This is a genomic window from Paenibacillus albiflavus (assembly GCF_004344915.1).
GTDB classification, from domain to species: Bacteria; Bacillota; Bacilli; order Paenibacillales; family NBRC-103111; genus Paenibacillus_AM; species Paenibacillus_AM albiflavus.
Window position 1 is genome coordinate 528,520 of record NZ_SKFG01000001.1, and the last position, 26,682, is coordinate 555,201.

General features: G+C 42.2%; 29 protein-coding genes and 1 pseudogene. 3 read left to right on the plus strand and 27 right to left on the minus strand.

What is annotated here, in order from left to right; genetic code table 11:
- Positions 1-8: 8 nt before the first annotated feature.
- From E0485_RS02540 to E0485_RS02555, 4 genes are all read right to left on the minus strand, one after another.
- Complete coding sequence (locus E0485_RS02540) at positions 9-1,526, minus strand: AAA family ATPase (RefSeq protein ID WP_132416208.1); 1,518 nt, start codon at positions 1,524-1,526, stop codon at positions 9-11.
- Positions 1,519-2,055 (minus strand): hypothetical protein, encoded by a 537-nt coding sequence (locus E0485_RS02545; RefSeq protein ID WP_132416210.1) that lies wholly within the window; start codon positions 2,053-2,055, stop codon positions 1,519-1,521. Before E0485_RS02545 ends, E0485_RS02540 begins: the two co-directional genes overlap by 8 nt.
- 204 nt (positions 2,056-2,259) lie before the next feature.
- Entirely contained in the window at positions 2,260-2,784 is a 525-nt protein-coding gene (locus tag E0485_RS02550; protein WP_132416212.1) for a cell wall elongation regulator TseB-like domain-containing protein, read from the minus strand.
- Positions 2,765-4,057, minus strand: a complete 1,293-nt coding sequence (locus tag E0485_RS02555) for an amidohydrolase (RefSeq protein ID WP_132416214.1) — start codon at positions 4,055-4,057, stop codon at positions 2,765-2,767. Before E0485_RS02555 ends, E0485_RS02550 begins: the two co-directional genes overlap by 20 nt.
- Before the next feature lie 247 nt (positions 4,058-4,304).
- Here E0485_RS02555 and E0485_RS02560 point away from each other — a divergent pair, with 247 nt between their 5' ends.
- Together E0485_RS02560 and E0485_RS02565 are read left to right on the plus strand one after the other, a co-directional pair.
- On the plus strand, positions 4,305-4,925 hold the full coding sequence (locus E0485_RS02560) for a DUF47 domain-containing protein (RefSeq protein ID WP_132416216.1): 621 nt from the start codon (positions 4,305-4,307) through the stop codon (positions 4,923-4,925).
- 26 nt (positions 4,926-4,951) lie between these two features.
- The gene (locus E0485_RS02565; RefSeq protein WP_132416218.1) at positions 4,952-5,959 is read left to right on the plus strand and encodes an inorganic phosphate transporter; all 1,008 of its coding nucleotides are present in this window, start codon (positions 4,952-4,954) and stop codon (positions 5,957-5,959) included.
- Positions 5,960-6,091: 132 nt separating this feature from the next.
- Here the strand turns inward: E0485_RS02565 and E0485_RS02570 are convergent, their stop codons facing one another.
- The 14 genes from E0485_RS02570 to E0485_RS02635 form a co-directional block, all read right to left on the minus strand.
- Positions 6,092-6,712, minus strand: a complete 621-nt coding sequence (locus tag E0485_RS02570; RefSeq protein ID WP_132416220.1) for a redox-sensing transcriptional repressor Rex — start codon at positions 6,710-6,712, stop codon at positions 6,092-6,094.
- Positions 6,690-9,566, minus strand: a complete 2,877-nt coding sequence (dinG, locus tag E0485_RS02575; RefSeq protein WP_132416222.1) for an ATP-dependent DNA helicase DinG — start codon at positions 9,564-9,566, stop codon at positions 6,690-6,692. The genes E0485_RS02570 and dinG overlap by 23 nt, the downstream gene beginning before the upstream one ends.
- A 105-nt stretch (positions 9,567-9,671) precedes the next feature.
- Positions 9,672-10,286, minus strand: a complete 615-nt coding sequence (locus E0485_RS02580; protein ID WP_235857358.1) for a tetratricopeptide repeat protein — start codon at positions 10,284-10,286, stop codon at positions 9,672-9,674.
- A gap of 106 nt (positions 10,287-10,392) precedes the next feature.
- Entirely contained in the window at positions 10,393-10,776 is a 384-nt protein-coding gene (gene panD, locus E0485_RS02585; RefSeq protein WP_132416224.1) for an aspartate 1-decarboxylase, read from the minus strand.
- Positions 10,770-11,654, minus strand: coding sequence for a pantoate--beta-alanine ligase (gene panC, locus E0485_RS02590; RefSeq protein WP_132416226.1), 885 nt, complete (start codon positions 11,652-11,654; stop codon positions 10,770-10,772). Before panC ends, panD begins: the two co-directional genes overlap by 7 nt.
- 36 nt (positions 11,655-11,690) lie before the next feature.
- The gene (gene panB, locus E0485_RS02595) at positions 11,691-12,542 is read right to left on the minus strand and encodes a 3-methyl-2-oxobutanoate hydroxymethyltransferase (RefSeq protein ID WP_132416228.1); all 852 of its coding nucleotides are present in this window, start codon (positions 12,540-12,542) and stop codon (positions 11,691-11,693) included.
- 345 nt (positions 12,543-12,887) lie between these two features.
- A complete protein-coding gene (locus E0485_RS02600; RefSeq protein WP_132416230.1) occupies positions 12,888-13,865 on the minus strand; it encodes a biotin--[acetyl-CoA-carboxylase] ligase in 978 nt (325 codons plus the stop codon).
- The gene (locus E0485_RS02605; RefSeq protein ID WP_132416232.1) at positions 13,858-15,207 is read right to left on the minus strand and encodes a CCA tRNA nucleotidyltransferase; all 1,350 of its coding nucleotides are present in this window, start codon (positions 15,205-15,207) and stop codon (positions 13,858-13,860) included. The genes E0485_RS02600 and E0485_RS02605 overlap by 8 nt, the downstream gene beginning before the upstream one ends.
- Before the next feature lie 35 nt (positions 15,208-15,242).
- Positions 15,243-16,445, minus strand: a complete 1,203-nt coding sequence (gene bshA, locus E0485_RS02610; protein ID WP_132416234.1) for an N-acetyl-alpha-D-glucosaminyl L-malate synthase BshA — start codon at positions 16,443-16,445, stop codon at positions 15,243-15,245.
- A gap of 5 nt (positions 16,446-16,450) precedes the next feature.
- Positions 16,451-17,155 carry a bacillithiol biosynthesis deacetylase BshB1 gene (bshB1, locus tag E0485_RS02615; protein WP_132416236.1) on the minus strand — a complete coding sequence of 235 codons (705 nt, stop codon included), beginning with the start codon at positions 17,153-17,155 and terminating at the stop codon, positions 16,451-16,453.
- A 1-nt stretch (position 17,156) separates the two neighbouring features.
- Positions 17,157-17,579: a methylglyoxal synthase gene (locus tag E0485_RS02620; RefSeq protein WP_132416238.1), complete on the minus strand. Its 423-nt coding sequence runs from the start codon at positions 17,577-17,579 to the stop codon at positions 17,157-17,159.
- A 15-nt stretch (positions 17,580-17,594) separates the two neighbouring features.
- On the minus strand, positions 17,595-18,398 hold the full coding sequence (dapB, locus tag E0485_RS02625) for a 4-hydroxy-tetrahydrodipicolinate reductase (RefSeq protein WP_132416240.1): 804 nt from the start codon (positions 18,396-18,398) through the stop codon (positions 17,595-17,597).
- A gap of 51 nt (positions 18,399-18,449) precedes the next feature.
- The gene (locus E0485_RS02630) at positions 18,450-18,965 is read right to left on the minus strand and encodes a tetratricopeptide repeat protein (RefSeq protein WP_165921053.1); all 516 of its coding nucleotides are present in this window, start codon (positions 18,963-18,965) and stop codon (positions 18,450-18,452) included.
- 58 nt (positions 18,966-19,023) lie between these two features.
- A complete protein-coding gene (locus E0485_RS02635; protein WP_132416244.1) occupies positions 19,024-19,362 on the minus strand; it encodes a nucleotide pyrophosphohydrolase in 339 nt (112 codons plus the stop codon).
- Between the two features lie 70 nt (positions 19,363-19,432).
- Here E0485_RS02635 and E0485_RS02640 point away from each other — a divergent pair, with 70 nt between their 5' ends.
- Positions 19,433-20,320, plus strand: coding sequence for a YitT family protein (locus tag E0485_RS02640; RefSeq protein ID WP_132416481.1), 888 nt, complete (start codon positions 19,433-19,435; stop codon positions 20,318-20,320).
- A gap of 11 nt (positions 20,321-20,331) precedes the next feature.
- Here E0485_RS02640 and E0485_RS02645 read toward each other — a convergent pair whose 3' ends face one another.
- The 9 genes and pseudogenes from E0485_RS02645 to E0485_RS02685 all read right to left on the minus strand — a co-directional run bounded on the left by E0485_RS02645 (position 20,332) and on the right by E0485_RS02685 (position 26,596).
- Positions 20,332-21,213, minus strand: a complete 882-nt coding sequence (locus E0485_RS02645; protein WP_132416246.1) for a sporulation protein YpjB — start codon at positions 21,211-21,213, stop codon at positions 20,332-20,334.
- Positions 21,214-21,280: 67 nt separating this feature from the next.
- The gene (locus E0485_RS02650) at positions 21,281-21,946 is read right to left on the minus strand and encodes a DUF1405 domain-containing protein (protein ID WP_235857359.1); all 666 of its coding nucleotides are present in this window, start codon (positions 21,944-21,946) and stop codon (positions 21,281-21,283) included.
- Between the two features lie 93 nt (positions 21,947-22,039).
- The gene (locus E0485_RS02655) at positions 22,040-22,909 is read right to left on the minus strand and encodes a c-type cytochrome (protein WP_132416248.1); all 870 of its coding nucleotides are present in this window, start codon (positions 22,907-22,909) and stop codon (positions 22,040-22,042) included.
- 24 nt (positions 22,910-22,933) lie between these two features.
- Positions 22,934-23,605 carry a menaquinol-cytochrome c reductase cytochrome b subunit gene (gene qcrB, locus E0485_RS02660; protein WP_132416250.1) on the minus strand — a complete coding sequence of 224 codons (672 nt, stop codon included), beginning with the start codon at positions 23,603-23,605 and terminating at the stop codon, positions 22,934-22,936.
- A gap of 16 nt (positions 23,606-23,621) precedes the next feature.
- A complete protein-coding gene (locus E0485_RS02665; RefSeq protein WP_132416485.1) occupies positions 23,622-24,164 on the minus strand; it encodes a ubiquinol-cytochrome c reductase iron-sulfur subunit in 543 nt (180 codons plus the stop codon).
- 224 nt (positions 24,165-24,388) lie between these two features.
- Positions 24,389-24,820 (minus strand): DUF2487 family protein, encoded by a 432-nt coding sequence (locus tag E0485_RS02670; RefSeq protein WP_165921054.1) that lies wholly within the window; start codon positions 24,818-24,820, stop codon positions 24,389-24,391.
- Positions 24,821-25,035: 215 nt separating this feature from the next.
- The gene (locus E0485_RS02675; RefSeq protein ID WP_132416254.1) at positions 25,036-25,224 is read right to left on the minus strand and encodes an IDEAL domain-containing protein; all 189 of its coding nucleotides are present in this window, start codon (positions 25,222-25,224) and stop codon (positions 25,036-25,038) included.
- Positions 25,175-25,470, minus strand: a pseudogene (locus E0485_RS25830) (gamma carbonic anhydrase family protein); the annotation flags it as partial. The gene E0485_RS02675 and the pseudogene E0485_RS25830, both read right to left, overlap by 50 nt.
- A 7-nt stretch (positions 25,471-25,477) precedes the next feature.
- Positions 25,478-26,596, minus strand: coding sequence for a hypothetical protein (locus tag E0485_RS02685; protein ID WP_132416256.1), 1,119 nt, complete (start codon positions 26,594-26,596; stop codon positions 25,478-25,480).
- Between the last annotated feature and the right edge of the window lie 86 nt (positions 26,597-26,682).

Here is a 26,682-nt window from a genome sequence, read left to right on the forward strand (position 1 = left end):
AAATCCATTTATGCAGCTGAAATTTTCAACAAATTACGAAACTCGTCACCAGACAGCACTTCTTCTTCAAGCAAGATAGCTAATCCTTGGTCCAAAACTCGCTTATTCTGAATCAACACTTCCTTGGTTTGCGTAAACAAATCATCTAGAATAGATACATTCGCTTGCAAAAGCTGCTCCATTGGAACCATTTGGGCATCTACAATTCCAAGTGTCGTTAATCCGCAATCAACCATGAGACGAACAAGTTCCATCGCCTTCTCAAAATCATTTCGTGATCCCGTACTTCTGCCTCCATAAACAACTTCTTCTGCGGCGGCTCCCCCAAGTGCGATCATAATCTGTTCCTCAATATACGCCTTGGTATATAAATAATGATCTGCTGGCGGATTATGACGAACATATCCTAGCGCTTTGCCACGCGGTGTCAACGATACTTGGGATACAGAATTCTCTCTGACGGTTTCCGCCAGAATTGCATGTCCAAGTTCATGATATGCAACACGAATCTTCTCTTCCTCATTGGCCTTGCGGTCTGTTCGTTCACCTAACATCACCTTGTCGATGGCATAAGCCAAATGCTGTGAAGTAATGCATTCCACTTCATCTCGCAGTGTATAAATCGCCCCTTCATTCATCACACTTTCAAGCTGTGCGCCTGAGAAGCCAAAGGTTTGCTCCGCAATTTTATCCCATGATACATCTGGATGCACAGGTTTATTCTTGGCATGGATTTTAAGAATGGCCATACGTCCACTCTTATCTGGCAAATCGACTTCAATCTGACGGTCAAAACGTCCTGGTCTAAGCAATGCAGAGTCCAGCATCTCCTTACGGTTCGTTGCAGCAATGATTAGGATTTGGATACCTTCCCCTGAATGTATGCCATCCATTTCAGTTAGCAGTTGATTAAGGGTCTGGTCATATTCTCGCTGTTGTCCGCCTTCACGCTTACCACCGATCACATCGATTTCGTCAATGAAGATGATTGCATTCTCCTTCTTTTCCTTCTGAGCTTTCACTCTCGCCTCTTTAAATAAATCACGTATACGGCTAGCACCTACACCTACATACATTTCGACGAACTCACTACCCGAAGCGGCAACGAATACCGAATTCGTATAATGAGCCGATGCTCTCGCTAGCAAGGTTTTACCCGTACCTGGTGGACCTGTTAGCAGAAGTCCTTTGAGCGGACGAATACCAAGCTTAGCAATTTCTTCTCTACGAATAATAAAATCAAGCGCTTCGATAATCTCGTTCTTAGCGCGATCTTGACCGCCAATTTGATCAAATGACAAATGAATAGGCTTGTGATGCTTGCTCTTGTTCTTGTGTGAGCTGCCACTTAATAAACCTGTCATTCCACCATTATTAAATTTCATCAGTAATACCGCTGCCGTAACAACAGCTCCAAACATCAATGTTGGAAAGAGCTGATTCGTTATATACCCAATAAAGCCAAGTAGAATAGGAGCGACTCCTATCAATATTTCAAATTTAAATTTTAAAACACGCTTAAACATTTGTCGGCACCCCCAATTGACTTGGTGTACGCGGAAGAATCACAATTTTATAGGCATTCTTATGCACGAGTTTGATATAAACATTGTGATCATCAAGATCAGTAGAAATTTGAATTCCGTCTAACGCTGGTGCTTGATTATGCAAAATCTCAGGAATGCGGCCGTATGCTTTTGTTTCCATTGCTTCGGCAATATCAAACAGAATTGATTTCCACCATGTCTCAAGCTCAGGTGAAGTTTGATCTTCTACATTCATGTTCACGTTCAGCTTGCTGATAGCAGATCCTCCTTGTGAGTAAATAGCGTTCATCACTTCACGTAAATCGATATCTGGTTTAGCCTTTAGATCTACATTTATTTCATTATCTGTAACCTCAATGGTCGCTTTCTCAACTGAAGGCTGATCATTGATGATATTAGCAAGTGGAGATTCAAACGTAACACGTTGATAGACGAAAAAGCCGCCGAACAACACAATAACTGCAATTACACTACTCAATATGATAATAATTGGATTCAACTTTTTCATGAATAAACCTCCTTCTAGTCGAGTCAGTATATACGATAGTATATCATACTTGATATACGATTTAAGAAGGTAGGTTGTACCATACCGAGCATCCAACACGAAGAAACGGTTTCACCGTCCTTATAGGAGGTGCGTTTCTTAAGGTATTACTTAGAATTTATGATACGAATGTAATAAATTCTATAATAACAAAAAAACTCAGCCTTAATGGCTGAGTTTATAAGTATCGACATATTCCCCATCTCTGAAACGGTAATACATATAAAAGTAAGATGGTTTGCCATTTTCTCCTGGCTTTTCAAAAAAGGCTTCCCACACATTAACACCTTGTATCCGGTTCGGCAAAGTGCGCAGTATGGTCGCTGTCGGCTCCTGTTCTAGAACCTTGCGGTTCACATCTTCCTTCGTAAAGGCGCCATCGGCTTGCTCAACGATCATGTTCGAATCCGAGACCCACACGACAACGGGGCGATCTCCAGCATCCGTGCCAAATACAATCTGATACGCCTCGTCACCATAGGAAGGCTCTGAGCGTGTAACGGAATTGAGACTGAGCTCCTCCTTCGCCTTAATCATAGCACGATCACGTTCGGCAAAATAATCCTTTTGCACGCTCGCATAGAAGAAAGACAAAGCGATAATTAAGACCACAAATACGAGGATGGCAATCCAAAGTATTTTCTTGGGTCTAGACATTTTACTATATGCACTACTGCGTAAGCTTCTCAAAACAAAGCTCAGCCTCCCGCTTCACTTTCTCTTCATCCATTGTCAAGCATGCACGACCTCGAACGATCCACTTACCGTCAATTATGACATCAACAACATCATTTGCAGATGCGGAATAAACAACATGCGATACAAAATCCGTTCTTGGCAGTAGATGCGGCTGATCAATATCAATTGCGATAATGTCCGCCTTCATTCCTGCTTTCAGTTGTCCTACATCTTCAAGCCAGATAGACTGAGCACCCATATAAGTTCCCATTCGCAAAGCTTCCTTCGCAGGAACAGCTAATGGATCACCCGATACACCTTTATGGATTAGCGCCGCAAGACGCATCTCTTCGAACATATCGAGATTATTGTTAGATGCAGGACCATCCGTACCTAAGGATACCTTGATCCCCATTTTCAACATATCAGGAACACGTGCAACACCTGAAGCAAGCTTCAAATTACTTCCTGGGTTATGAGAGATCCGAACATCATAAGCTTTAAGTACTGCAAGCTCTTCGTCATTAAGATGAACTGCATGCGCCAATAAGGTTGGACGATTGAATACACCTAGCTTCTCCAAGTGGAATGTTGGACGCATGCCATAATCATTCACATTCTGCTGAACTTCCTGCTCAGACTCTGACATATGCGTGTGAATCGGCAAATCAAGATCATGAGCCGCTTGAACAAGTTTTTCGATATAATCTGGCGGACATGTGTAAGGTGCATGCGGCGCGATCATTGCGGTAATGCGGCCATCCGCTTTGCCATGCCAATCTTTGGCAAATTGTTTAGCCATTTGAAGCTTCTGATCTTGAATCTCTGTAGAACATAGGCCAATAACCCCACGTGTCAAGCAACCTCTCATCCCGGATTGCTCAACTAAGGCTGCTACTGTCTCCATTTGATCGTACATATCTACAAAAGAAGTTGTTCCACCTTTTAACATTTCAACGATCGATAAAGCAGATCCCCATTTTACATCGTTAGCTGTAAATTTAGCTTCAATTGGCCACATTTTTTCTTCTAGCCATACCTTAAGAGCTAAGTCATCACCATAGCCTCTTAATAGCGACATGGCAGTATGTCCGTGTGTATTGACTAATCCAGGCATGTAAAGCTTGTTATTACCATTTATGACTTCATCGTATATTTCAAGTGGCTCAGGAGGTTCTGATCCAATAAATTCAATTTGATTATTATTTATAACTAAACATCCTTTGACAATTGTTTCCTGATCATCAACCGTTATAAACAGACCGTCTACAATAATTTTTTTCATAACTCCAACTCCTCGCTTTTATTTTGCTGTAAATATAGTATTAAACCTTTTTACAATGTACATGTTCAATAGTAGAAAATCAACATTTTGACAAAATCCCACATTGCTTTCGTATAGTTGGATATGCTATTTTAATCAAGTGGGTTAAGATATAGATATACATAGACCTATGTTATTCGTCCTAAGTAGGACAACCAAGTGTTGGAGACACTAATCTTAAGAAATTTTAGGAGGTTGTAGGAAGCCTATGCTGTTCACCAAGAAAAATGATGTTGATTTTCTAGAGTTACTTATCAAAGCAGCCGAGAACACTTTAGAAGCAGCGAATGTATTTAGGCAAGCCATGAACGACACAAAGCCACCATCAGAAACTTTTCAAGCTGTGAAGGATTTGGAGACCAAGGGTGATGAGCTTACCAGAACGATATTTAACGGCTTAAATAAAGTGTTCATTACGCCACTTGAGCGTGAGGATATTCTTGAGCTAGCTTCTTCACTTGATGATGTATTAGATGGTATTGAGGCTTCTTTGGCGCGGTTCGATTATTTGTCCGTAACGATAACCGATACGTACATGAAAGGTTTCGCCGAAGTTATCGTGGATTCCTGCCAACTTATTCTTGACGCGTTTAAAGTTCTTAGCAAAAAGAAATATTTGCAGCTTACACAATTCACAGAACAAATCTCCAACCTTGAGAATGAAGGCGACAGATTAATGCGTGAAGGGATTAGAGAAATTTTCACTCATCGTAAAGATCCGTACGAAGATTTCAAACTTAAAGAAATTTACGAGCGCCTAGAACAAACAACAGACTCTTGTAAAGACGTCGCTAACATACTCCACGGCGTCGTGCTACGCTACTCATAAGTAGACGCGAACCTTAGGAGGAAATCATGGACAACAGTTTGCTTATTATTATCATCATCGTAGTCCTAGCCTTAGGATTTGACTTTATTAACGGGTTTCATGATACCGCGAATGCAATTGCAACATCCATATCGACAAGAGCCCTTTCACCCAAGGTAGCTGTTCTTTATGCAGCATCACTTAATTTTGTCGGGGCAGTTATGTTCTCAGGTGTTGCCAAAACAATCGGTGGTTCCATCGCAGACCCATTTGTAATCCAAAATGGAATGTATATTATTATTGCAACTTTATTTGCAGCGATCTTCTGGAACTTGCTTACTTGGTATTTTGCCATTCCATCTTCTTCCTCTCACACTTTGATCGGTGCCCTTGCCGGTGCGGTTATTGCAGGAGCTGGGTTTGAATCTGTCAATTTTGCTGGATTTGGTAAAATTATTGCAATCTTATTATTATCGCCAATTATTGCTTTCACAGCGGGTTACATCATTATGACAATCATTAAGTACCTTGTCGTTTGGAAAGGTAATTCATCACGTACCCGGCTAAATCGAGTATTCCGACTATTTCAGATTTTCTCAGCGGGTTTACTTTCATTCTCACATGGAGGTAACGACGCACAAAAAGCGATGGGAATTATCGTGTTTGCTCTAGTCGCTGGTGGATTTCAAACTGATCTTGATGTGCCATTATGGGTTAAGCTAGCAGCTGCAACATCAATCGGCTTAGGAACCTCGATCGGCGGATGGAAAATTATCAAAACGGTTTCTTCTAAAATTATCAAAATCGAACCGATCAACGGCTTTGCTTCAGACTTAACATCGTTCGTTGTTATTCAAACTTCAACTTTCATGAATATGCCTTTGTCCACTACTCATGTTATTACTTCTGCGATCATTGGTACAGGTAGTGTTATCAGATTCCACGAAGTTAAATGGGCAACTGTTATTCGAATGGTTGTAACATGGCTAATTACGATTCCAATATCGATGGTAGTTTCCTATCTCATCTATATGATTATGTTCGGCTGGATTTAATAAAGCTCAATATGATCTATATCAAAAGACGACTTTTCAAGGAGCCGTCTTTTTTTGTTGTTTAAATTTGTTTAAATAAAATAAACAGCTGCCCCACAAAGTTGTGGAAGCAGCCGTTAACGATACCTCTAATTATCCTAAATAATAGGCCAAGCTTTGAAGATCAGTCGTAAAATCAGCATGATGAACTCTTACATTATTTGGTACCTTAATCACTACTGGAGCAAAGTTTAAAATTGCCTCAACGCCTGCTGCGACGAATTGAGTTGCTACCTGCTGCGCAGCTGTAGAAGGTACCGTAATGATCCCGATGCGGATTTGCAGCGCCTTAATCGTTGCTTCCAGCTCTTCCATAGGCTGCACGATCAGGTTATTAATTACCTTGCCATGCTGCTCCGGAGTAGCATCAAATACGGCTACAATCTTCATGGAATCCTTCAAGTAGGTATTGTAATTGCATAAGGCACGGCCCAAATTACCTGCTCCTACAAGCCCTACAGATAATGTCTTATCCAGCTTAAGAATTTGACGAATCTTCTCAATCAGGAATAATACATCATAGCCAATACCTTTCTTGCCAAACTCCCCGAAATAAGCTAAATCCTTGCGAATCTGTGCTGGATTTAGGTTAAGCTTCTGACCTAAGTCTTGTGAGGAAACCGTTAGTACATTGTTCATGGCAAGCTCACTTAAGAATCTTAGATAGATTGGCAGTCTACGAACAACTGCGTCAGATATTTTCATCGACTTCAAGCAAATCCTCTCCCATCCATTGTTGAATACTAGGTACGATTTGGGAGGTATACATCGATTCAATTTTGGGACCAGGCAGTGAGTATAGAAAGTTTCTTCCATATCTGGTCTCAATTACTCTGGTATCATAAATAATCACGACACCTTTGTCACGAGATGAACGAATTAAGCGACCAAAGCCTTGCTTGAACCGAATAACCGCCTGTGGTACAGAAAATTTCATGAAAGCATTTTTATTTTGTTTCTTCAAATTGTCACATTTCGCCTCAACGAGCGGATGGCTTGGAGGCTGGAATGGCAGTCGTACAATCGCCAGGGCGGTAAGCGCATCACCGGGAATGTCCACACCCTCCCAGAAAGAACTAGTCCCAAGTAAAACATTTGCCTTACCTTCTTGGAATAACCGAGTTAGTTTACTGCGATTGCCGCTGTCTACCCCTTGCCCAAGCACACCAATACCAAATGGCTTGAGACGATCTTTGAGTTCGCTGTGGACTTGCTTTAGCATCTTATTTGATGTAAATAAGACGAGCAATCGTCCTCTTGTCGCAAGTGCAACCTCAAATAGCGATGCGATCAATTTATCTACGAATAAAGCTTCACCTGATATGCCTTTGATGCCAGGAAAATCTCTGGGCACACATACAAGTGCTTGTTCACGATAGCGAAACGGCGAAGGAAGCATAACGGTTCGCAGTTTAGCTTGTTCATAATTGTTCTCGGGAAATCCGAGCTGCGAGGCCGTGAATTGAAATGACTTGTCTACGGATAAGGTAGCGGAAGTCATAACAACGCTTTCTTTTTTTTCAAAGACATATTCTTGTAGAAGTTTACTAACATCTATAGGAACGGCATTAAGCGAGATGGAGCTTTTCTTGTTATTCATACCGCCTTCTATCCAATATACAAAACTATTGTCCTTCATTTCCATAAAAATTTGTAAATTGTCACGACATTGTGCGATTTCTTTCACATACCCATTAAAATCGGTAACAAAGTCTTGCAATTCGTAATCATCTTGGTACTCCTTTAACTTGTTAAAGAGTCTTTCGAGCGCTTTGTTCATATCGCCAAGATCTTCATGTAATTGTTCATATAAATCAAATACACTCGCCCATTCCCTTGGAAGTTCATCGAACTTGAGTCGAAGAACATATTGACCTGTATCCTGCTGGGATGCATCTTTAGAGCCTGTAGAGACAAGTTCGTACATGCGATCACAAAGCATATCCCATTGTTCTCTTAAAGACATGAGCTTGGGAAACAGCAAATCAATACTCTCACACCAAGAGGCGGCTCGTTCATCTCCACCAAAATTCGCTAGTTTAGTACGAACCATAGGGAGTTGTCCATTACGTAGATCCTTAAACAGCCATTGGATCGCTCCAACAAGTGTAAAATAATGCAGTTCTGAACCAAGGTGCTTACTTGCTACTTCTTCAAGATGATGAGACTCATCTACAATCAAATGATTATAACCTGGCAAAATGCGGTGATCTGCTTTAATGTCAGTAAATAACATCGAATGGTTCGTAATAACCAGATCTGCCTCATTAGCAGAGTTACGAGCACGATGATAATAGCATTTGCGGAACCAAGGACATTTACGATTCAGACAAGAATCCGCATCGCTTGCGACAGAATGCCAGAAGTTAATTCCCCTGCCCGTTAAATTCAGTTCTTCATCGTCGCCGTTCTCGGTTTCGTTCAGCCATACGGTCATCTGCGAAGCTGTTATAGCATCATCACGCGAGCCATCCAAATCCAATGCGCCTACCCTTGCTTCAAATTTACGCAAGCAGAGATAATGCCCCCTACCTTTAAATAATGCAGCTTCAAAAGGGATTGGAAAAAGTTCTCGAAGCATCGGTACATCACGTGTTCGCAATTGCTCTTGCAAGTTAATCGTATGTGTAGACACAACAATCTTATTGTTATTCTTTATGCCATAATACAAGGAAGGAATTAAGTACCCCATTGACTTGCCTGTACCGGTTCCTGCCTCAATCATCAAGTGATGACTATCGCTTAGCGCTGATTGAACTTCTTTAATCATGGTTTCCTGCGCTTCACGAACCTCGTAATGCTCCAGCTTATCCTTCATTGTGGATTTAAATGCTGCGTAAAACTCCTCGAATGAATCAGGTAGATCGCGTTCATCTTTCTCGTCCTCGCGGGTTTCATTCCAATCCTTAACTTTAAGTGCAAAGCCGCGATAATACTGATTCGTATCCGGATCCTCGCTTATATGCAGCTCACGATCTCGTCTTATCTCGCTTAAGAACCAGCCGATATCATTCCCATGCTGCTGCTCAAGGAGCAGATGCAGTCTCTGGATCGTAATCAAAGGCAATTCATCGAGTCGATTTAAACAACGGAGCAATAGCTCTGCTGTTGCTTCGGCATCGCTATCCGCCTGGTGCGGACGATCATGTTCAATCTCAAAGGACTGACTTGCAAGCGATAATTGGTAGGAATTAAGCGACGGAAATAATGTTTTAAGCAAATCAATCGTATCAAGCAGCCTGCCGCCAAACGGAAAATAACCAGCTTTGGACAACCCACGCTGCAAAAAACCAAAATCAAACGCTATATTATGAGCTACTAGCACGCAATCATGAATCCGTGGATATAGCTCAGCCATTACATCTGATACATCTGGTGCATGTTCCACCATTTCATCCGTAATGCCTGTTAGTCCTGTAATAGAAGAAGGTATACAGATCCCCGGGTTAACAAGGGATGTATACCTGTCTGTAATTGTTCGATTGTCGATAACGACAAGACCAACTTGTATGATTGCATCGTCGGTGCTTGGACCAGTTGTTTCAAAATCGATAACTGCAAACTTCATTCCCTTTATTTCATCCCTTCACGCAGAAAACGAATACCGTCTCTTCAGACGGTTTCTACTGATAAGCATACCATTAACCATGAAAAGACGAAATAGGAAGTTCAATTATTCATCCAAATTCATGACGGACGGGTCACAATGATAAGCCTTGGTAAAATACTCCACAGCTTTGTCCATATTGCGCTTCTCGTATTGAATACAGCCCATAACATTGTAAGAGATCGCCTTTATTTTGGCATTATCTGTCAAAGGGATTAAGAATTGAAAATGTCTCGCCGCCTCTTGATGGTCCCCTTTGCGCATATGCCCCATTGCTAAGTAAGCACGTGCAAGCATACAATCAGGGTTCCCCTTAACAACTGTTTCAAATTGGTGTATCGCTTCATCAAACATAGAGAGCTTGTAATACCCTTGTCCCCTGTCAAAATCCATCGACTGAACATTATACCCCTCATAGCTATTCGTTAGTACAGTCGTTCCTTTAGGAGGCTTAGATTTGGTTACATGTACCTGTGCTGGATCTGTTTGTGGGTTTGTCATATAGAAAATTCGAAGCTTTTCCTCAAAAGCCAGCCAATTTTCTATAAATTCATCGCTCATCGTTTTAAGTACTTGAAGCTGCTCGTCTAACTTAGTTCTTTGGGCTTTACTTGCATGAGGATATTCTTTGGACACTTCATCCAATACTTCATTCATCGTTTCAAATAAATGCTTGAACATATGCATCCCGCCTTTTGACATAAGCAGATGAGTTAATGCTGCAAATGTGATTCACCAAGTACGCTTATTGTTTGTAGGCGGGATGATTTCATGCACGTGATTCACGTTAGAGTACGGTAGAATGTGTTTCCATACCAATGACTTGCACCGGTTTATTGCCTTCCCCTAAGAACGCGACCTTTGGCGTATGGTTACGTGCTTCTTCATCTGTCATTAATGCGTAGGCAATAATAATAATGGTATCGCCAACTTGTACAAGACGTGCTGCCGCTCCATTCAGACAGATTACGCCAGATCCGCGAGGACCTGGAATAATGTAAGTTTCGAGTCTTGCTCCATTGTTATTGTTTACAATCTGCACCTTTTCGTTAGGCAGCACATCCACAAGATCAAGCAGATCCTCATCAATCGTAATGGAACCAATGTAATTCAAATTAGCTTCCGTTACTGTTGCGCGGTGAAGCTTGGATGTCATAATAGTTCTTAGCATGTTGGCACACCTCCCAAGGAAATGATCGTATTATCAATTAAGCGTGTTTTGCCAAATTTAACAGCTAAGGCGATAATGATTAACCCGTCGCTTGCACTGCAGAGCTCATTTAAAGGCTCTAGCCTTGGGTATGACAATACCTCTACATAATCAATTTGTGCGATTGGCGATTGCTCGATATGCTTACGAACGAATGCTTGAAGATCAATGGCCTGCACAACTTGTCCATCATGAACGAGCTGCTCTGCAGCAGCTAAGCTCTCAGACAGAACAAGTGCTTGCTCACGTTCTTCCGCACTTAAATATACATTACGCGAGCTAAGGGCTAGCCCATCTTCTTCACGTAAAATTGGACAAGGGATAATCTGAACAGGCATATTCAGATCGACAACCATTTGATTAATGACTGCCACTTGCTGTGCATCCTTAAGACCGAAAAACGCTTGTTTCGGTTGGACGATATGAAATAGCTTGCTAACAACAGTCGTTACACCATCAAAATGTCCAGGTCGTGAAGCGCCGCATAATGTAGTCGTTAACGTACTAACGGAAACTTTGGTTTTGGTAGGAGACGGATACATTTCCTCTACAGTAGGTAAGAATACGACATCTACACCAGCTTGTTCAGCGATTTGAAGATCACGCGCCTCATCACGCGGATATTTATCAAAATCCTCGTTAGGACCAAATTGAATGGGATTGACAAAAATACTGAGCACAACATACGGACAAGTTTGCTTAGCCCTTGTAATTAAGGAAACATGTCCTGCATGTAAATAGCCCATTGTAGGCACTAAACCAACGGCTAGATCGTTCCGCTGCTTGCGCTCTTCCGATAAATGATTAATAAGTTCTTGAATATTGCGAATGACGATCATGATATATAAACTCCAATCTTAGCGTTCTTTATCTATTTAGTTAGATCCGTATAGCTTGCCGACTAATTCTTGATTCGCTTGGAAGCTATGCTCTGCGGCTGGGAAGCTGCGATCTTTAACCTCTTTTACATATTGCTCAATGCCTTGTTTGATCATGCCGCCGACATTGGCATACGTTTTAACAAAGCGTTTAGGTGCAGTTTCGGGTCCATATCCCAATAGATCATGGAATACAAGTACTTGCCCATCACAGGTAGGGCCGGCACCAATACCGATCGTTGGAATCGATAGCTGCTCGGTAATCCATGCAGCAATCTCATCAGTAACTAGCTCAAGCACAACAGCAAATGCACCTGCCTGCTCTAATGCTTTGGCTTCATCCAATAGTTTTTGCGCTTGAACATTGGTTTTGCCTTGTACCTTAAAGCCACCGATCTGATGAATCGATTGCGGTGTTAATCCAATATGCCCCATAACCGGAATACCAGCACTTGTAATGGCTTCAACCGCTTGAACAATTTCAAGTCCGCCCTCCAATTTCAAGGCCTTGGCAAGTCCTTCTTGCATAATTCTTGCCGCGTTGCGCATAGTGGTTTCAAGTGATCCATGATAAGTCATAAACGGCATATCCGTTACGACGAATGTTGTATCTACAGCTCTTGTGACTGCTTTTGTATGATAAATCATATCTTCGATTGTTACTGGCAATGTCGAATCATAACCCAGCACAACGTTACCTAATGAATCTCCAACGAGAATCACATCGATACCTGCTTCCTCAGCCAGATATGCAGAAGGATAATCATAAGCTGTAATAACGGTAATTTTCTCTCCATCCTGCTTCATCTTCTTAAGCTTTGAAGTAGTTATTGGTTTACGCTCTTGCATAGTCGTGTACCCGCTTTCCAATAGAATGTAAAACAAGAAGAAACGGTTTCACCGTCTTTATAAGACGGGTGCGTTTCTTATGGTGATACTTAGAATTTATGAAACGAATGTTATAAATTCTATATCACGCAAAAAAACCTTTTAGACAAGCTAAAAGGTGCATGAGAAAAAGAATCTTATGATCCCTTCTGTCTCATTCCTTTTGGCTTAGAGCAGAATCCAACATAACAATATTAGATTATCCAGTTGTCTAACGGTTCATAAAAACTAATATTGAGTGCAATTCTAATGATTAGATATCGCCTCATCCATTATTATAGCAATCCACTTGCTGCATGTCACTGATTAATTCAGCTTAATTTCACCAGAATAAACCTTGGTTTCCTCTCCATTATTCTGCAGAATCACAAGAGCTCCCGAATCATCAAGTGCGATTGCCTTTCCTTCAATAATCCCTTGCGACGTGTGTGCCCGAACAACTTGGCCGATAGAAACAGCAAGTGCTTCCCATAGTATACGTATAGGACCGAAACCTTGTGAATAATATAGCTCACATAAATCCTCAAATTCTTTGAGGAAGGCTGCGATAATCGTCTCCCGTTCGATCTCATGACCTGCTTCAATCCCTAGTGATGTCGCAATTTGCTTCAGTTCCTTCGGGTAATCGTCCGGTTTCAAATTAACGGAGATGCCGATTCCACATACCGTATACTTCATACGCTCATCTTCAGCACTTGTCTCTAGTAAAATTCCAGTAACTTTTTTACCTGAGATGAGCAGATCATTCGGCCACTTAATCTTGACATCTACCGCGCATACGCGTCTGATGGAACGACATGCTGCGACAGCTGTAAGCAAGGTAAGCTGTGGAGTAAAGAATAAAGGAATCTTCGGCTTCAGCACAAGACTCATCCATATGCCCTTACCCTTGGGCGAGAACCAGGAACGTCCTAGTCTCCCTCGACCCGATGTCTGGCATTCAGCAATAATGAGTGTACCTTCTTCTGCGCCTTGTGCGACCTTATCATGGGCAATGGTGTTCGTTGAAGAAACCTCATCATAATAATGAATTGAACGCCCAAAAGTACGAGTTTCTAGCAACGCCATTAACCTCGCAATATCAAGCTTTACAGGTGATTGAACTAGACGATATCCCTTACGGGATACCGCTTCAAATACATAACCTTCCGCACGTAAATTCTCAATTTGCTTCCATACAGCCGTTCTCGAGACGCCTAATTGCTGACTAAGCTGTTCACCAGATAGGAAAGCATCACCCTGCTCCTGGAAAACTTGAAGTATACGCTGATAGTTTTCATTCATTGCTAGATGCCTCCAATAGAGCTGCTTTATCATTCGGTAATGCACCTAGTGCGACTTCTTGCAGCAGACGATGCAATAGGATCGCTACCCAAGGACCACCAGGCTTACCGTTAGCTTCAATTAATTCCGAACCTGTTATAGCCAATTCTCGTATGTTCGTGCATGTCATAGCATCAAGCCATTCAGTACCAAAAGCAATCATATCAAGGGAAACGCCGCGCAAGAATGATTCCAGCTGGAATGGATTGTTCGGATCAGATCCCGATCCTGAGGAAGCATCATCATCCCCTTGTACAGCGTTGCTAAGCACACGAATCACGCTCAGCCATAACGTTGCTGCATCTTTACCTTGCGCGAGTGTCGCGAGCTTAAACGTGGTCTCAAGCGATCTCACAGCGCTATCAGCCGCAGGAGGATGCATGACGCTCTCGCTCATGCTGCTGTGCAGCTCAAGCGCGCTGACAATCGCGCTCCACGCTGCGCGCGAGAACGTGAGCTTGCGCAGCGCTGCAGCGATGTGAGCTGGGTCCTCCTCTAGCAACAGTAGGAGGAGAACCCAGCGAGCCGCTGCGTCTTCTAACGTAGCGAGCTCACGCAGCGCGCGCTCTGCGAACGCGCTGCGCCAGCGTTCTAGCGGCACCTCAAGCTGCTGCCGAAAATAATTCGGAAGCTCGCTGTCCACGAGCATCCGAATGCCTCGGTGGGGGTCAGCGCCCCCCACCAGCCGCTCCAGCTCCGCGCGGACGCGCTCCATCGCAATATGCGATAGGAGCGGTGCCTGGACGCGGAGCGCAGCCCATGTGGCCTCCTCAACATGGAGGCCATAGTTCGCGGCGAAACGCACGCAGCGCAGCATGCGCAGTGCGTCTTCGCCGAAACGCTCCTCCGCTGTGCCGACGCAGCGGAGGATGCCTTGACCAAGATCCGTTCTGCCACCGAACGGATCGATGAGGTTGCCCGCAATGTCCATGGCCATCGCGTTCATGGTAAAATCACGCCGTCTTAAATCCTCCAGTAGGGAAGTTACATACTTCACCTCTTTCGGACGGCGGTAATCTTCATACTCCGTTTCTGTCCGAAACGTCGTCACTTCATATGGGTGACGATCCATCAGCACCGTCACTGTGCCATGCTTAATGCCTGTCGGCACCGTTCGCTCAAAACAAGCCATAATCTCTTCCGGCGTTGCATTCGTCGCAATATCATAATCATGAACCGCTCGATTAAGCAGCGTATCACGCACACAGCCCCCGACGAAATAAGCATCATAGCCATGTGCTATAAGCTGCTTCAATACGGCTTTGGCTTGATATTCATTCTCACTTAATGGCGAACGTGTCATTCTATTTCATCCTTATAGTTAAGTTTAATAAATAGTCAGCTTTTCAATTGATCACTAACGTCTTTAGGACATTTTTCAAGCACATGCTGTTTAATACAAGCGGGCATTTCCTTGCCTGTTACTCGGTAATAAATCTCTTCATACTTATAAGTCATATAATCATTGCAGAATGTATGGTGTGCACGGAAGAGACAAGCTGCTTTCATCTCCGCATAAAGCTTTGGATCAGTCAGTGCTTTTACAGCATACGCTGCCATTGCTTTTACATCCCCAATATCTGCTAGATAGCCTGTTTGACCATGTACGATCAATTCTGGAATACCGCCAGCATTTGAACCAACCGTTGGCACTCCACAGGACATAGCTTCAAGCGCGACAAGGCCGAAGCTCTCCTTTTCAGAAGGAAGCAGCATCATGTCAGCTAAGGAGATCACTTTGGCAACATCATCTTGCTTGCCGCAGAAAATAACGCGATCATTCAGACCAAGCTCATTCACACGTTGATGCACCTTCGACAACTCTGGTCCTTCTCCTACGAACATAAGCTTACTAGGCACTTGCTGATTAACAAGATTGAACGTCTCGACAACATCAAGCACACGCTTAACAGGTCTAAAATTCGAAATATGAATCAGAATTTTCTCATGTGGCTCTGCAAATTCTTTGCGCAGTTCGCTGACATCATGTGGGTAGTAGATTCGCTTATCAACAAAGTTATAAATAAGATCAATATCACGCTTAATATCTAATGTTTCTCTCGTTTCCCGAATCAAATCCTGTGAAACTGCTGTAACCGCGTCACTATCATTAATCGCATATTGAATCATGTTTGAGATGGATTGATCCTGCGCGAGCACGGTAATATCCGTTCCATGCAAGGTCGTTACAACCTTCAGCTTGCTGCCTACCATCTGCTTAGCAAGAATGGCACATACCGCATGCGGGATCGCATAATGAACATGGAGCAAATCCAGATCCTTTAGCTCTGCGACTTGCGCCAGTTTACTAGCAAGTGCTAAATCATAAGGAGGATAACGGAATACATGATAATCAGGCACCTCAACCTCATGATAGAAAATATTTTTGACAAATCGACCTAATCTAAACGGCATCCCATGTGTAATAAAATGAACCTCATGTCCCTTTTCAGCAAGCAACATGCCTAGCTCAGTCGCTACTACGCCTGAGCCGCCTAATGTAGGATAACAAGTAATACCAATTTTTAGAAAATCACTCACTTCATTCACTTCCCAAAATAATCAATATGAATCGGATTCTTACTTACGAAACTTTCCGCATAAGTAAATCCCGCTTTTTGTCCAACTAAGAAATCTCTTGCTTCCACTCGTTCCAAATAGCTTTGATTCAGCGGTGTTGCTACATATTCATTCCCGCTTCCAGCAGGCTCAAATTGGGAACGATAGGCACGTAACCCATTACGTTTATCTTCATATTCAGTTGTTACATCAACGATCACATTCGCTTCATAGACATCATTAATAAAATAAAAATAGACCTTAGGCACGATCCAAGCAGGCAAGTCTGGTTGATACTTACGTAATTTGGCATTAAATACAGCTTCTTGTACAATTTGAGAACACATCACATGATCGGGATGGCGATCTTGCCAGTACGGAGCGAACACCACAGATGGTCTGTAAAGTCTTATCGCTCTAGTCACAGCTTCGATATGTTCCGCACTTAACGATAATCCCCGATCAGGCAAGCCCAAATTAATTCTGGTATGCAATCGCAGTACATCTGAAGCTTCTGCTGCTTCCCTCTGACGTGTCTCCACATCGCCATTCGAGGACATTTCAGCATAGGTTAAATCACACATACCTACCTTATATCCCGCTGCTGTATGTTTGGCAATCGTACCACCCATACCAATCTCAGCGTCATCCGGATGAGCACCAAATATAAGAATATCTAGTTTATCATTCATTTTAGAGTTCACCTGGACCTGGCTTGTATTTATCATTTAGTTCACGCCATTTGAAATCCCCACGTTCAAGTGCCTTGATTAAAATTTCTGCTGTCGCCATATTTGTTGCAACGGGAACACCCATTACATCACATAGACGAAGCAGCGCCGTTATATCTGGTTCATGCGGTTGAGCCATTAGCGGATCACGCAAGAAAATAATCAAATCCATTTCATTATTTGCTACCATTGCTCCGATCTGCTGATCGCCACCAAGCGGGCCGGACATGAAACGATGAACTTTAAGCTGTGTATTCTCCATAATTCGAAGACCTGTCGTTCCTGTTCCAAATAACTGATGATCTTGTAGCACCTGCTCGTAAGCAATTGCAAAAACAATCATTTCTTCCTTCTTGCGATCGTGAGCGATTAATGCGATATTCACTAGTTGCAGCCCCCATTAGTCAATGAAATGATCAAACCCGTATAGCATACCTTCATAAGTCATTACCTTCTTAATTGCCAAATTCACGCCCGGCATATAAGAGGCACGCTCATAGGAATCATGTCTGATTTTGAGCGATTGACCACTTGCAGCCATGATAACCTCCTGCTGAGCAAATACACCCGGCAGACGTACGCTATGTATTCTAAATCCATTATAATAAGCGCCTCTCGCGCCTTCCAGCATTTCTTCTTCCTGCGGATTACCTTGACGAATTTCTTCGCGATTCTGCGCAATTAATTCAGCAGTTTTGACTGCTGTACCTGAAGGTGCGTCAAGCTTCTGATCCCCATGATATTCGATAATTTCCAAGTGAGGAAAATACTTAGCAGCTTGTGCAGCAAACCGCATCATCAGAATGGCACCAATAGAGAAGTTAGGTCCGATTAATCCGCCAATATTCTTATCACGGCACAGCTTGTCCAATCCTTCCGATTCGGTTTGTGTAAAGCCTGAAGTTCCCATAATCGGACGAACACCATATGAGATCGCGAGCTGTACGTTCTGCTTCGCAATTTCTGGACGTGTAAAATCAACCAACACATCTGGCCCATGATCTTGGAACGCTTGCTCTAAATTGTCTGTAAGCGTAATTCCGCAAGGACTAAGTCCGACCATGCTGCCGACATCAATAGCTTCGGGAGATCGATTGATTGCAGCGACTAATTGAAGCTCAGGATCTCCCAACACCATTTTGACAACTTCCTTACCCATTCTCCCTTTTGCACCAGCTACCACAACTTTAATTCGATTACTCATCTTCTCCTTGCACCCTTTCCGACTAAACCCTAAATGATTAATCTCGTAAAATTATTGCTTTAAGTATTGTTCTAGTTTAAGCTTATATCGTTCGAGCTCCAATATGGCATAATCATCCAGCGGATCAAGCTTAATAGCTTCCTTCACAAATTTTATAGCTTGATCATAGTCTTCTAATCCTGCATACGCTTCACCAAGCAGCAAATACCCCTGAATGGCAAGCGGATCCAGATTAACGGCATGTCTGAGCAAGTAAATCACCATATATAAGGACTCTGTTGTCCCATCAAAATAGCCTTCCGCCTGAACGATCAATCGTCTAGCTTCCAAGTGCTGTAAATGGGCAAGATACAATTGCTCTTCGGTATTATATTGAACTGCCAGCTTGGCATGCCACAATGCCTTCTGCAATTTATTGTTTCTTGCGTATGTTACTGATAGTTTATAATGAAGAGATGCATTCTCAGGATCACCCTCGATTGCTAGCTCAAACCATTTTTCTGCATTCGCAAAATCATGGGACAATAAGCAGGCATATGCCTTTTGCACCATTTGTTCACTGTCCATCTTCCACCCTCCTCCATAGTTTGGCATCTGATGTAGGGAGATGGTACAGCATATGGAATTACGGCGATTCGGTGTTTACTTTTGTCCAGCGATCTGCATCACGAGTGTTGAACTTGTGCATCACTTTATCATGCGCTTCAGTTAAATCAATACCAAGCGAGTTAGCAAAGCAGATTGTAATAAACAGAATGTCGCCAAGCTCCATCTCGATTGAATTATCTGCCTCGGTTGATTTTTTTGGTTTTTCACCAAATTGATGATTCACTTCCCTGGCTAGTTCGCCAACTTCTTCTGACATTCTGGCCATCATGGATAGAGGTGAAAAATAGCCTTCTTTAAATTGAGAAATATATTGATGAACTTCTTGCTGAAGTTCATGTAAAGAACGTTCCGACATGGCTGCCCTTCTTTCTACGTACTATCTTTCTCCATGTTAACTGAAAGTTGTAGGCTTGACAAATCATTTTATGCTGGAGGTTATTCTCGTGCAATCGAATCCTTTTATAAGTCATTTACGAAATTTAATCCCGATCTCGATCGGTACTGCCATATTTGCATATGGACTCCACATCATCGTCATACCGAATCAATTGATGGAAGGTGGTCTAACGGGGATTGCGCTTCTCTTAAATTATGTTCTCAGCATACCTACATCTTTAACTACACTTGTGCTGAATATTCCACTGTTCTATATAGGGTGGAAAGCCTTTGGCGGCAAAACGATGTTCTATACGATCTACGGCACATTATCCCTTTCATTCTTCCTCTGGGTCATGGAATACTTCATTAAGAATAACTGGATCGATACCTTTCATGCGGAACAAGACTACATCTTAGCTGCGCTCTATGCGGGTGTAACGCTCGGAATTGGGCTTGGCATCGTATTTCGTTATGGCGGAACGACTGGCGGGGTTGATATTCTCGCAAGATTAGGCAACAAAAAAAGAGGTTGGAGCGTTGGACAAGTCATGTTTGGCATGGACATCCTTGTCATAGGCTCCTCACTCTTCTATATCCCTTTAGTTAAAGTACTTTATACCCTTGTTACTGTATTTATCGCTTCAAGAATCATTGATTACATTACGGAAGGCGCTCATGCTGCCAAGGCATTCACAATCGTTACCAAGAATCCTAGAGAACTGTCCGAACGTATTACAGTTGAAATGGAACGAGGCGTAACGCTATTTCATGCTACTGGCGCATACTCCAATGAGTCCAAAGAGGTCGTTTACTGTGTCGTTCCACGTCAAGAAATGCGAAAACTCAGAGAAATCATTAAATCGATTGACCCCACAGCATTCGTCATCGTTGGTGAAGTGCATGATGTACTTGGAGAAGGCTTTAAGACGGAGTAGATCAGTATTTTTTATACGCCACTACGCTTACGTGCAGGTACGATATCATCCTGACCTTTATACATTCTCCATGCGGTATACGTAAGAGCAAGTAAAATCGCTGTACCGATTCCAATCGTCCAATACACAGGATTCTCAGGTGGCACTACTGGCATGAACGCTCCTTCATCTTTCTTGTCAAACAGTTGGTCAAGCGCTGACTGCATGAGCTGAATACCTTTATTGATTTCTTTCATATCATGTGGCTTTATGCGAAGCTGTGATTTTATATACGTAATAATCGATTGAACTCTCTCGACTTCTTCAGGTTGCTTCGTAATCAAGATCGCTGGTTTAATCGTATCCATATGCATGATGAACTTAGCAAAGGCATTGTCAGCATCCACTCGGCGCACATCACGAACACTTTGACCAACTAATGTTAGATCGGAAGATAGCAATTCATAATATTGATGCCATAACGGATCGTTCTTATGTGTTAAGGCATCTGTTGCAAAACGAATTTGAGCAGCGGATAATTTGATCGATTCCATATCAGGCTTCACCGCATTGCAGAGTCTACTTGCTTCCATTACACTTCCTGTTAATGCATGAAGTCCTTCAATTGATGAGATCCCTGAAAATTCGATCTCCGGGATCAACAGCGTTATTCGTTCGAGCTCTTCTCTAGCACCTAGAACATCATTCGATAATGTCTTCTTATATAAAGTATCACTCATGTTGATTAACGATTGCAGTTTCTGCAACCTCTCAGGACTCTGCTGTAATGTACTTTCCGTCTCTAATCTCTCGCTATTCATACTGTCAGTAGAACTTGTACACCCTAATAAAACTATCATTAAGCTGCATAAGAGCAAGCTTATTTTGATTATTTGCGCAAGCTTAACATACATATAACAGACAACCCCCCATACAATAGCGATCTTTACTCTTCACCATTGTATGGAGGGTTGTCCTTTTTTAGACCTTAATTCTTCTACGATACAGAAAGTACCCCAGTGCAATCAGGATACCAACAACACTAAGCCCAATCGTAAATATTTGGATAATATCCAAGTGATTAAGCAATACGTTCGATAAATAAGGGAAAGTGCCTTGTTCATAATCCATATAATCATTCCATAGCGCCCATACTGCGACTGCTGCAATAGCGCCAAGTCCAAAACGATACAAGCGAAGATACAACAGAACTTCAACTGCCATTCCCAGATGTGAAATAATAAGCATCCAGTCCTGCCACACCATCGGCGTTCCTAGAAGATCAGCAGCTACGATCATCGTAACTGCCCATATCCCATATTTAAAGGAAGTAATGAGTGCAAACGCTTCAACGAATCCACGCATCCAAGAGCTTTGCTGGCGATTCAATAAATCTTTATTACGTAGTGAATCAATTAGCAGCCAACCAATACTTAATGTGAAAAATAAGCTTGCAGTCGGTGAATCAGGTACGAATGGCAAATACCATAAAGGCTTCTCCGCTGCCGTATTCAAGAGCTGCTGCCAATACCACATATAGCCGTACACTGTTCCGCCCAAATTAATAAAAAATAATAACCATAACATCGAACGATGCATATACAGATGCTTACTCCACAAAAATGAAATACCGAGTCCTTTATTCAATTCCGAACCACCTTCACTGCATCTTATTTAAACATTCTGAACCATCTACAAAAAACCTGACTGTAAATTCTACAGTCAGGTTTCTCTACTATTTTATTCTGGTTTCTTTTGTGTTGCAAGCCATGCAATCATTTTATCCATGTCTTCATTCGAGATACCTTTTTGTAAGCTCGAATCATAATGAGGCTTCATGGAACCATCTTTAATTTTGGTCGCCAATTCTTCTGCTGTATATTTATCACCAACACCTAACAAAGATGGACCGCCACTGCCTTTGAGGTCAGTAGCATGACAAGCTACGCATGTTGCGCTCTTAAAGGTTTCATAAGCTGGATCATCAGCACTGACTAGAACTGCTTTCTTTGCTGGACCCGTGCTCTTAACCCCAGATTCTTTCTCAGCTAGCTTCTCTTCATAACGGATACTGTGCTCAGGCTTAATTCCTTTAAGCTCAACTTCTTGTTGGTAGTGATGCCAAGAGAAAACAGTTAAATATGTAACAGCAGCTATTGAAAGCAGCATTATAGATGAAGCGATTGGACGTCTATAGAAACGACGCTCTTTGCCTGTATCAAGGAATGGAGCTAATAATAATGCACCAAACATAATTGCTGGCAAGATAAGTGTACCCACGATTTTGTAATCACCAGATGCATACGGATATTTCAATAATTGATACATAAATAAGAAATACCAGTCAGGCATTGGGATAAAACCTGGTGTAAGCGGATCAGCTGGTCTGCCTAGCGGTGCCGGATCTGACATAACTAAGCAAAGCACACCAACTAGTGCAACAACAGCGACCATCCATTCCTTAAGCAGAAAATTCGGAATAAAAACTTCCGATTTGCCCGGGTAGGAAGTGTAATCGGCAGGAACTGGTTGATCAGCAAGATTCTTCTTAACAACACGAGAATCTCCGACATAGATTATTTTTTCATCTGATTTATGACCGTGAGCCATTGACTTGTATCACTCCTTTCACCTTTATAGCGGTCCAGAAATACCTTGCTTGCGAATCATGAGGAAGTGTCCACCGAGCAATGCTAACAACCCTGCAGGCAAGAAGAATACGTGAATTGCAAAGAATCGTGTAAGTGTTTGTGCGCCAAGCACTTCTCCACCTTGCAATAGCTCTTGAATATAGGAACCAAGTCCTGGAACTGAAGCAGCAATTTTAACCCCTACTTGCGTAGCGAAGTATGCTTTATTGTCCCAAGGCAATAGGTAACCTGTGAAACCTAGACCTAGCATGACGAAGAAAATCAACATACCGACAATCCAGTTCATTTCACGAGGCGCCTTATATGAACCCGTAAAGAATACACGAAGTGTATGTAAGAACATCATAACGATTACTAAACTTGCTCCCCAGTGGTGCATACCACGAACGATGGAACCGAACGCAACTTCATGCTGAAGATAGTCTACGCTCGCATAAGCGTTGATAACGTCTGGAACGTAATACATTGTTAAGAACATTCCAGATAAAATTTGAATAACGGTAATAAAAAATGTTAGTCCGCCGAAGCAATAAACAAAAGCTGAAAAGTGATGCGCAGGGTTCACATGCTCTGGCACCTCATGGTCAGCGACATCTCTCCAGAGCGGCGTGATGTCAATACGTTCATCAATCCAGTTGTATACAGTCTTTAACACTGACGATTACGCCTCCTTATTTCACTTTCGTGTTGGCATGGAGTTTACCTACGTAAACAAATCCATTCTCCACTTTAATTTCATACTCATCAAGTGGAGCATCTGCTACAGCAAGCTGTTTGCCATCGATTGTGTAATGTGCGCCGTGACAAGGACAATAGTACTGATCTTTGTAATCAGCGTTTCCATTCCATTCCACCTGACAGCCCAAATGCTTACAAGTTGGATTTAGTGCGAATATTTCGTTATCCTTTCTCACGATCCATACCTTCTGTGTTGGGTCGCTTTCATACCAACCGTCCACCTGGTGAGACACAAATTCGAAAGACTTAGGTTGATCCGTAACTTTGGATTCTTCCACTACTTTGACAAAATTTGCTTCTGGTTTCGGTTTCAAAATGGGGTCAACAGCGAATCTTACCATCGGCAGCGTCACACCAGCTGCTAAGAATGCTGTCGTTCCTCCAAGCGTATAGGTTAAAAACTGGCGACGTGACATTTCACGTCTTGATACCTCTTTGCTTGCCCGCTCTTCATTGTGATCCATGTGCTCACTCATTTTTGTCATGCTACCCCCCTAAACTGTTAGCACATACCCGGTAACTAACATTTCATATTAAACCATATCTTCTTGTGTCTCGTTCGACAACATCATAACCACATCATACTAGGACATAAATATCATAATCTACGTCTTATAGACCGTCAATAATGGCAACCTCCAATATACGAAACGTTTGCCAAAGTATTCAGTAAATTTAACGAAATTGTCACATCTATGATTTAAGTCACAGGTCTCCACATTTGACTCACTTTTTTGTTCAAATTTTCACGTGTTTCCTGCGGGTTTGCTCGCAGTAAATTAACGTCTACATAAATAAACAAATCTGCATCTTCCATGACCCAATTCTGAATATCAGATTGAATCGTTAGCAGAATAACATGCTTAAATCCATTCTCTTTGATTCGGCGTGCAAGCTCATTAACAGCCGCTTCGGAATGCCCATCAACCGTAAAATGCATGGCTGGGTATGTAACAAGTCGTCCATGGAACGGCTTCTCCAGGCAATCAAGCGCATCTCTTAAATCTTCTAGCCTTGCAGTTGCTTGGACGGGATTCTCTCGCCCTGTAAGCCCTGTCAAAGGCAACAAGCACGTATCCAAATATGGACTTAAGCTTTCCCATTTGTCTGACTCAATCTCACTAAATTTCATAGTACGAATGCCACCTGCTCTCTTTATTTCCATTGCAACCTAATAATTTTACAATAAATAGAGTGATTCCAAAAGTCAATCTATTCAATTAATAAAGATTGCACGAAGGAAGCAGTTCCATATTCGCAACCAAACAGCGCTGCAAGCTCCCCCTATCATTGAAAGCAAGCAACGCTGTTAGCGACCTCCTATTCAGTTCTTGCAGACGGAACATGTTAACCGAGAACTTGCAAAGACTTTAATTCTGAAGTTAGTGTAAGGAATGTTACTTCGTCCCCTTCGGCTAAAGCATGATCGATCGCTTCGTAAAGATGGTCTTGTTTGAATTTTAACAATGCTTCATCCAAAATCATCTCAGCGAATAGGTTCAGCATCACATCGCTCGAAACATTCATTTTTCCCATAGGACTTACCTCCAAGCACCGTCTTAATTTTCACTGCTAAAGCTTCTTCTGTAACTAGTGAACCCGCTCCTACTTAAGCATATTCACCGATTTCTGCTCCGTTATGTACAATAGCCCTCATACCAATTAATGTACCTTTGCCTATGGTGCAGCCATGATTATAGCTCTATGTCCCACAGACACTTCATCCCTAATCCTTAAGGGCTAATCTATATTCACATGACCTATACAAGCGTCTTGAATATTACTTGAACTAATGATGTGGAAGCTTGATTGCTGACTCTTCACGCTGATTGCTGCTACCTAAAATAGTCATCCCTAATTTCGTAACCTTAATCGATGGAGCATCAGCTGCAGGTATTTCACCTATAGCGATCATCCCGAGATGCATAAGCATTTGGATGATTCTTTCTTCGAATATCGTCTCCGATTTATCGTAATAGAACTGTCGTATGAATGGACATAATGTATCTGCCAATGTCTTACTGCTCACCCACTCACGAGCCAATTGATGAATCCAGTGAATAAGCGATTGCAAATTAGGGATTGGTCCCTTATACATCCGAATCCAAAAGCGATATACATCAGATGGATTTTCTTTCATTCCCTTGTCAATTCTAGACTTGCCCTCAAGTGCTAACGTAACCATTCCCTCAGCTTCCTCAATTAATTTGTTAAAATAACAATAATCGTAAATAAGCGAGAAACGATTAGGGTACTCTTTGAACTTGCGACCATAACCAAAACGCCAACCACTTTTAACGATAGGTTCTTCCTGTACAGACAAGTATTCAAGTATTTGTGCCACTTGCTTCTTGTACATAAAATGATCGACAGTCATGAGAACATGATGTTCAGCTACAAAGTGTAGAAATCTGTAGATGTCATCCACGATCAGGGTTTGTTCATCCCGATAAATTTCTGGTTCTCCTGTGTACTGTAAATTTGCTTGGAATTTATGTGACAGTACATCATTGAATCTGGTTTTGAAATCTTGCGGAACTTGATACAAATATTTGGTCTGCATAGAGAAACCATTAAAAATCCAGCCTAACCCTTTGAATCTTGATATCGTCTCACGTGGATTCCAATTATCATCCTCTTGCTCAAATTTCGCTAATTTAACCCCTGCTAGCAGCTCCTCAAGCGAGAATAAAGATCGACTATCGAACATCAAAGTATTTAAAAAGCGAATTTCTTCCATTTTTAATTTGGAAATCTGCTGCTCAAATACCTCTTTGCGACTAACCGACATGAGGATGGATTGTATCAACTCGTTCTTTGAATGGGAGTTGCAGTCACAATTATAATTAGATGCAATTCGACTTAACTCTTGAATATCGGCGTAACTAAGCATATCTGCAAAATTCATGGACGCTACCTCCCAGCAAAAGGTATTATCCATTATTGGATTTATTTGCAAAAATATTCTAACACAAATAAAAAAAACATAGCGCA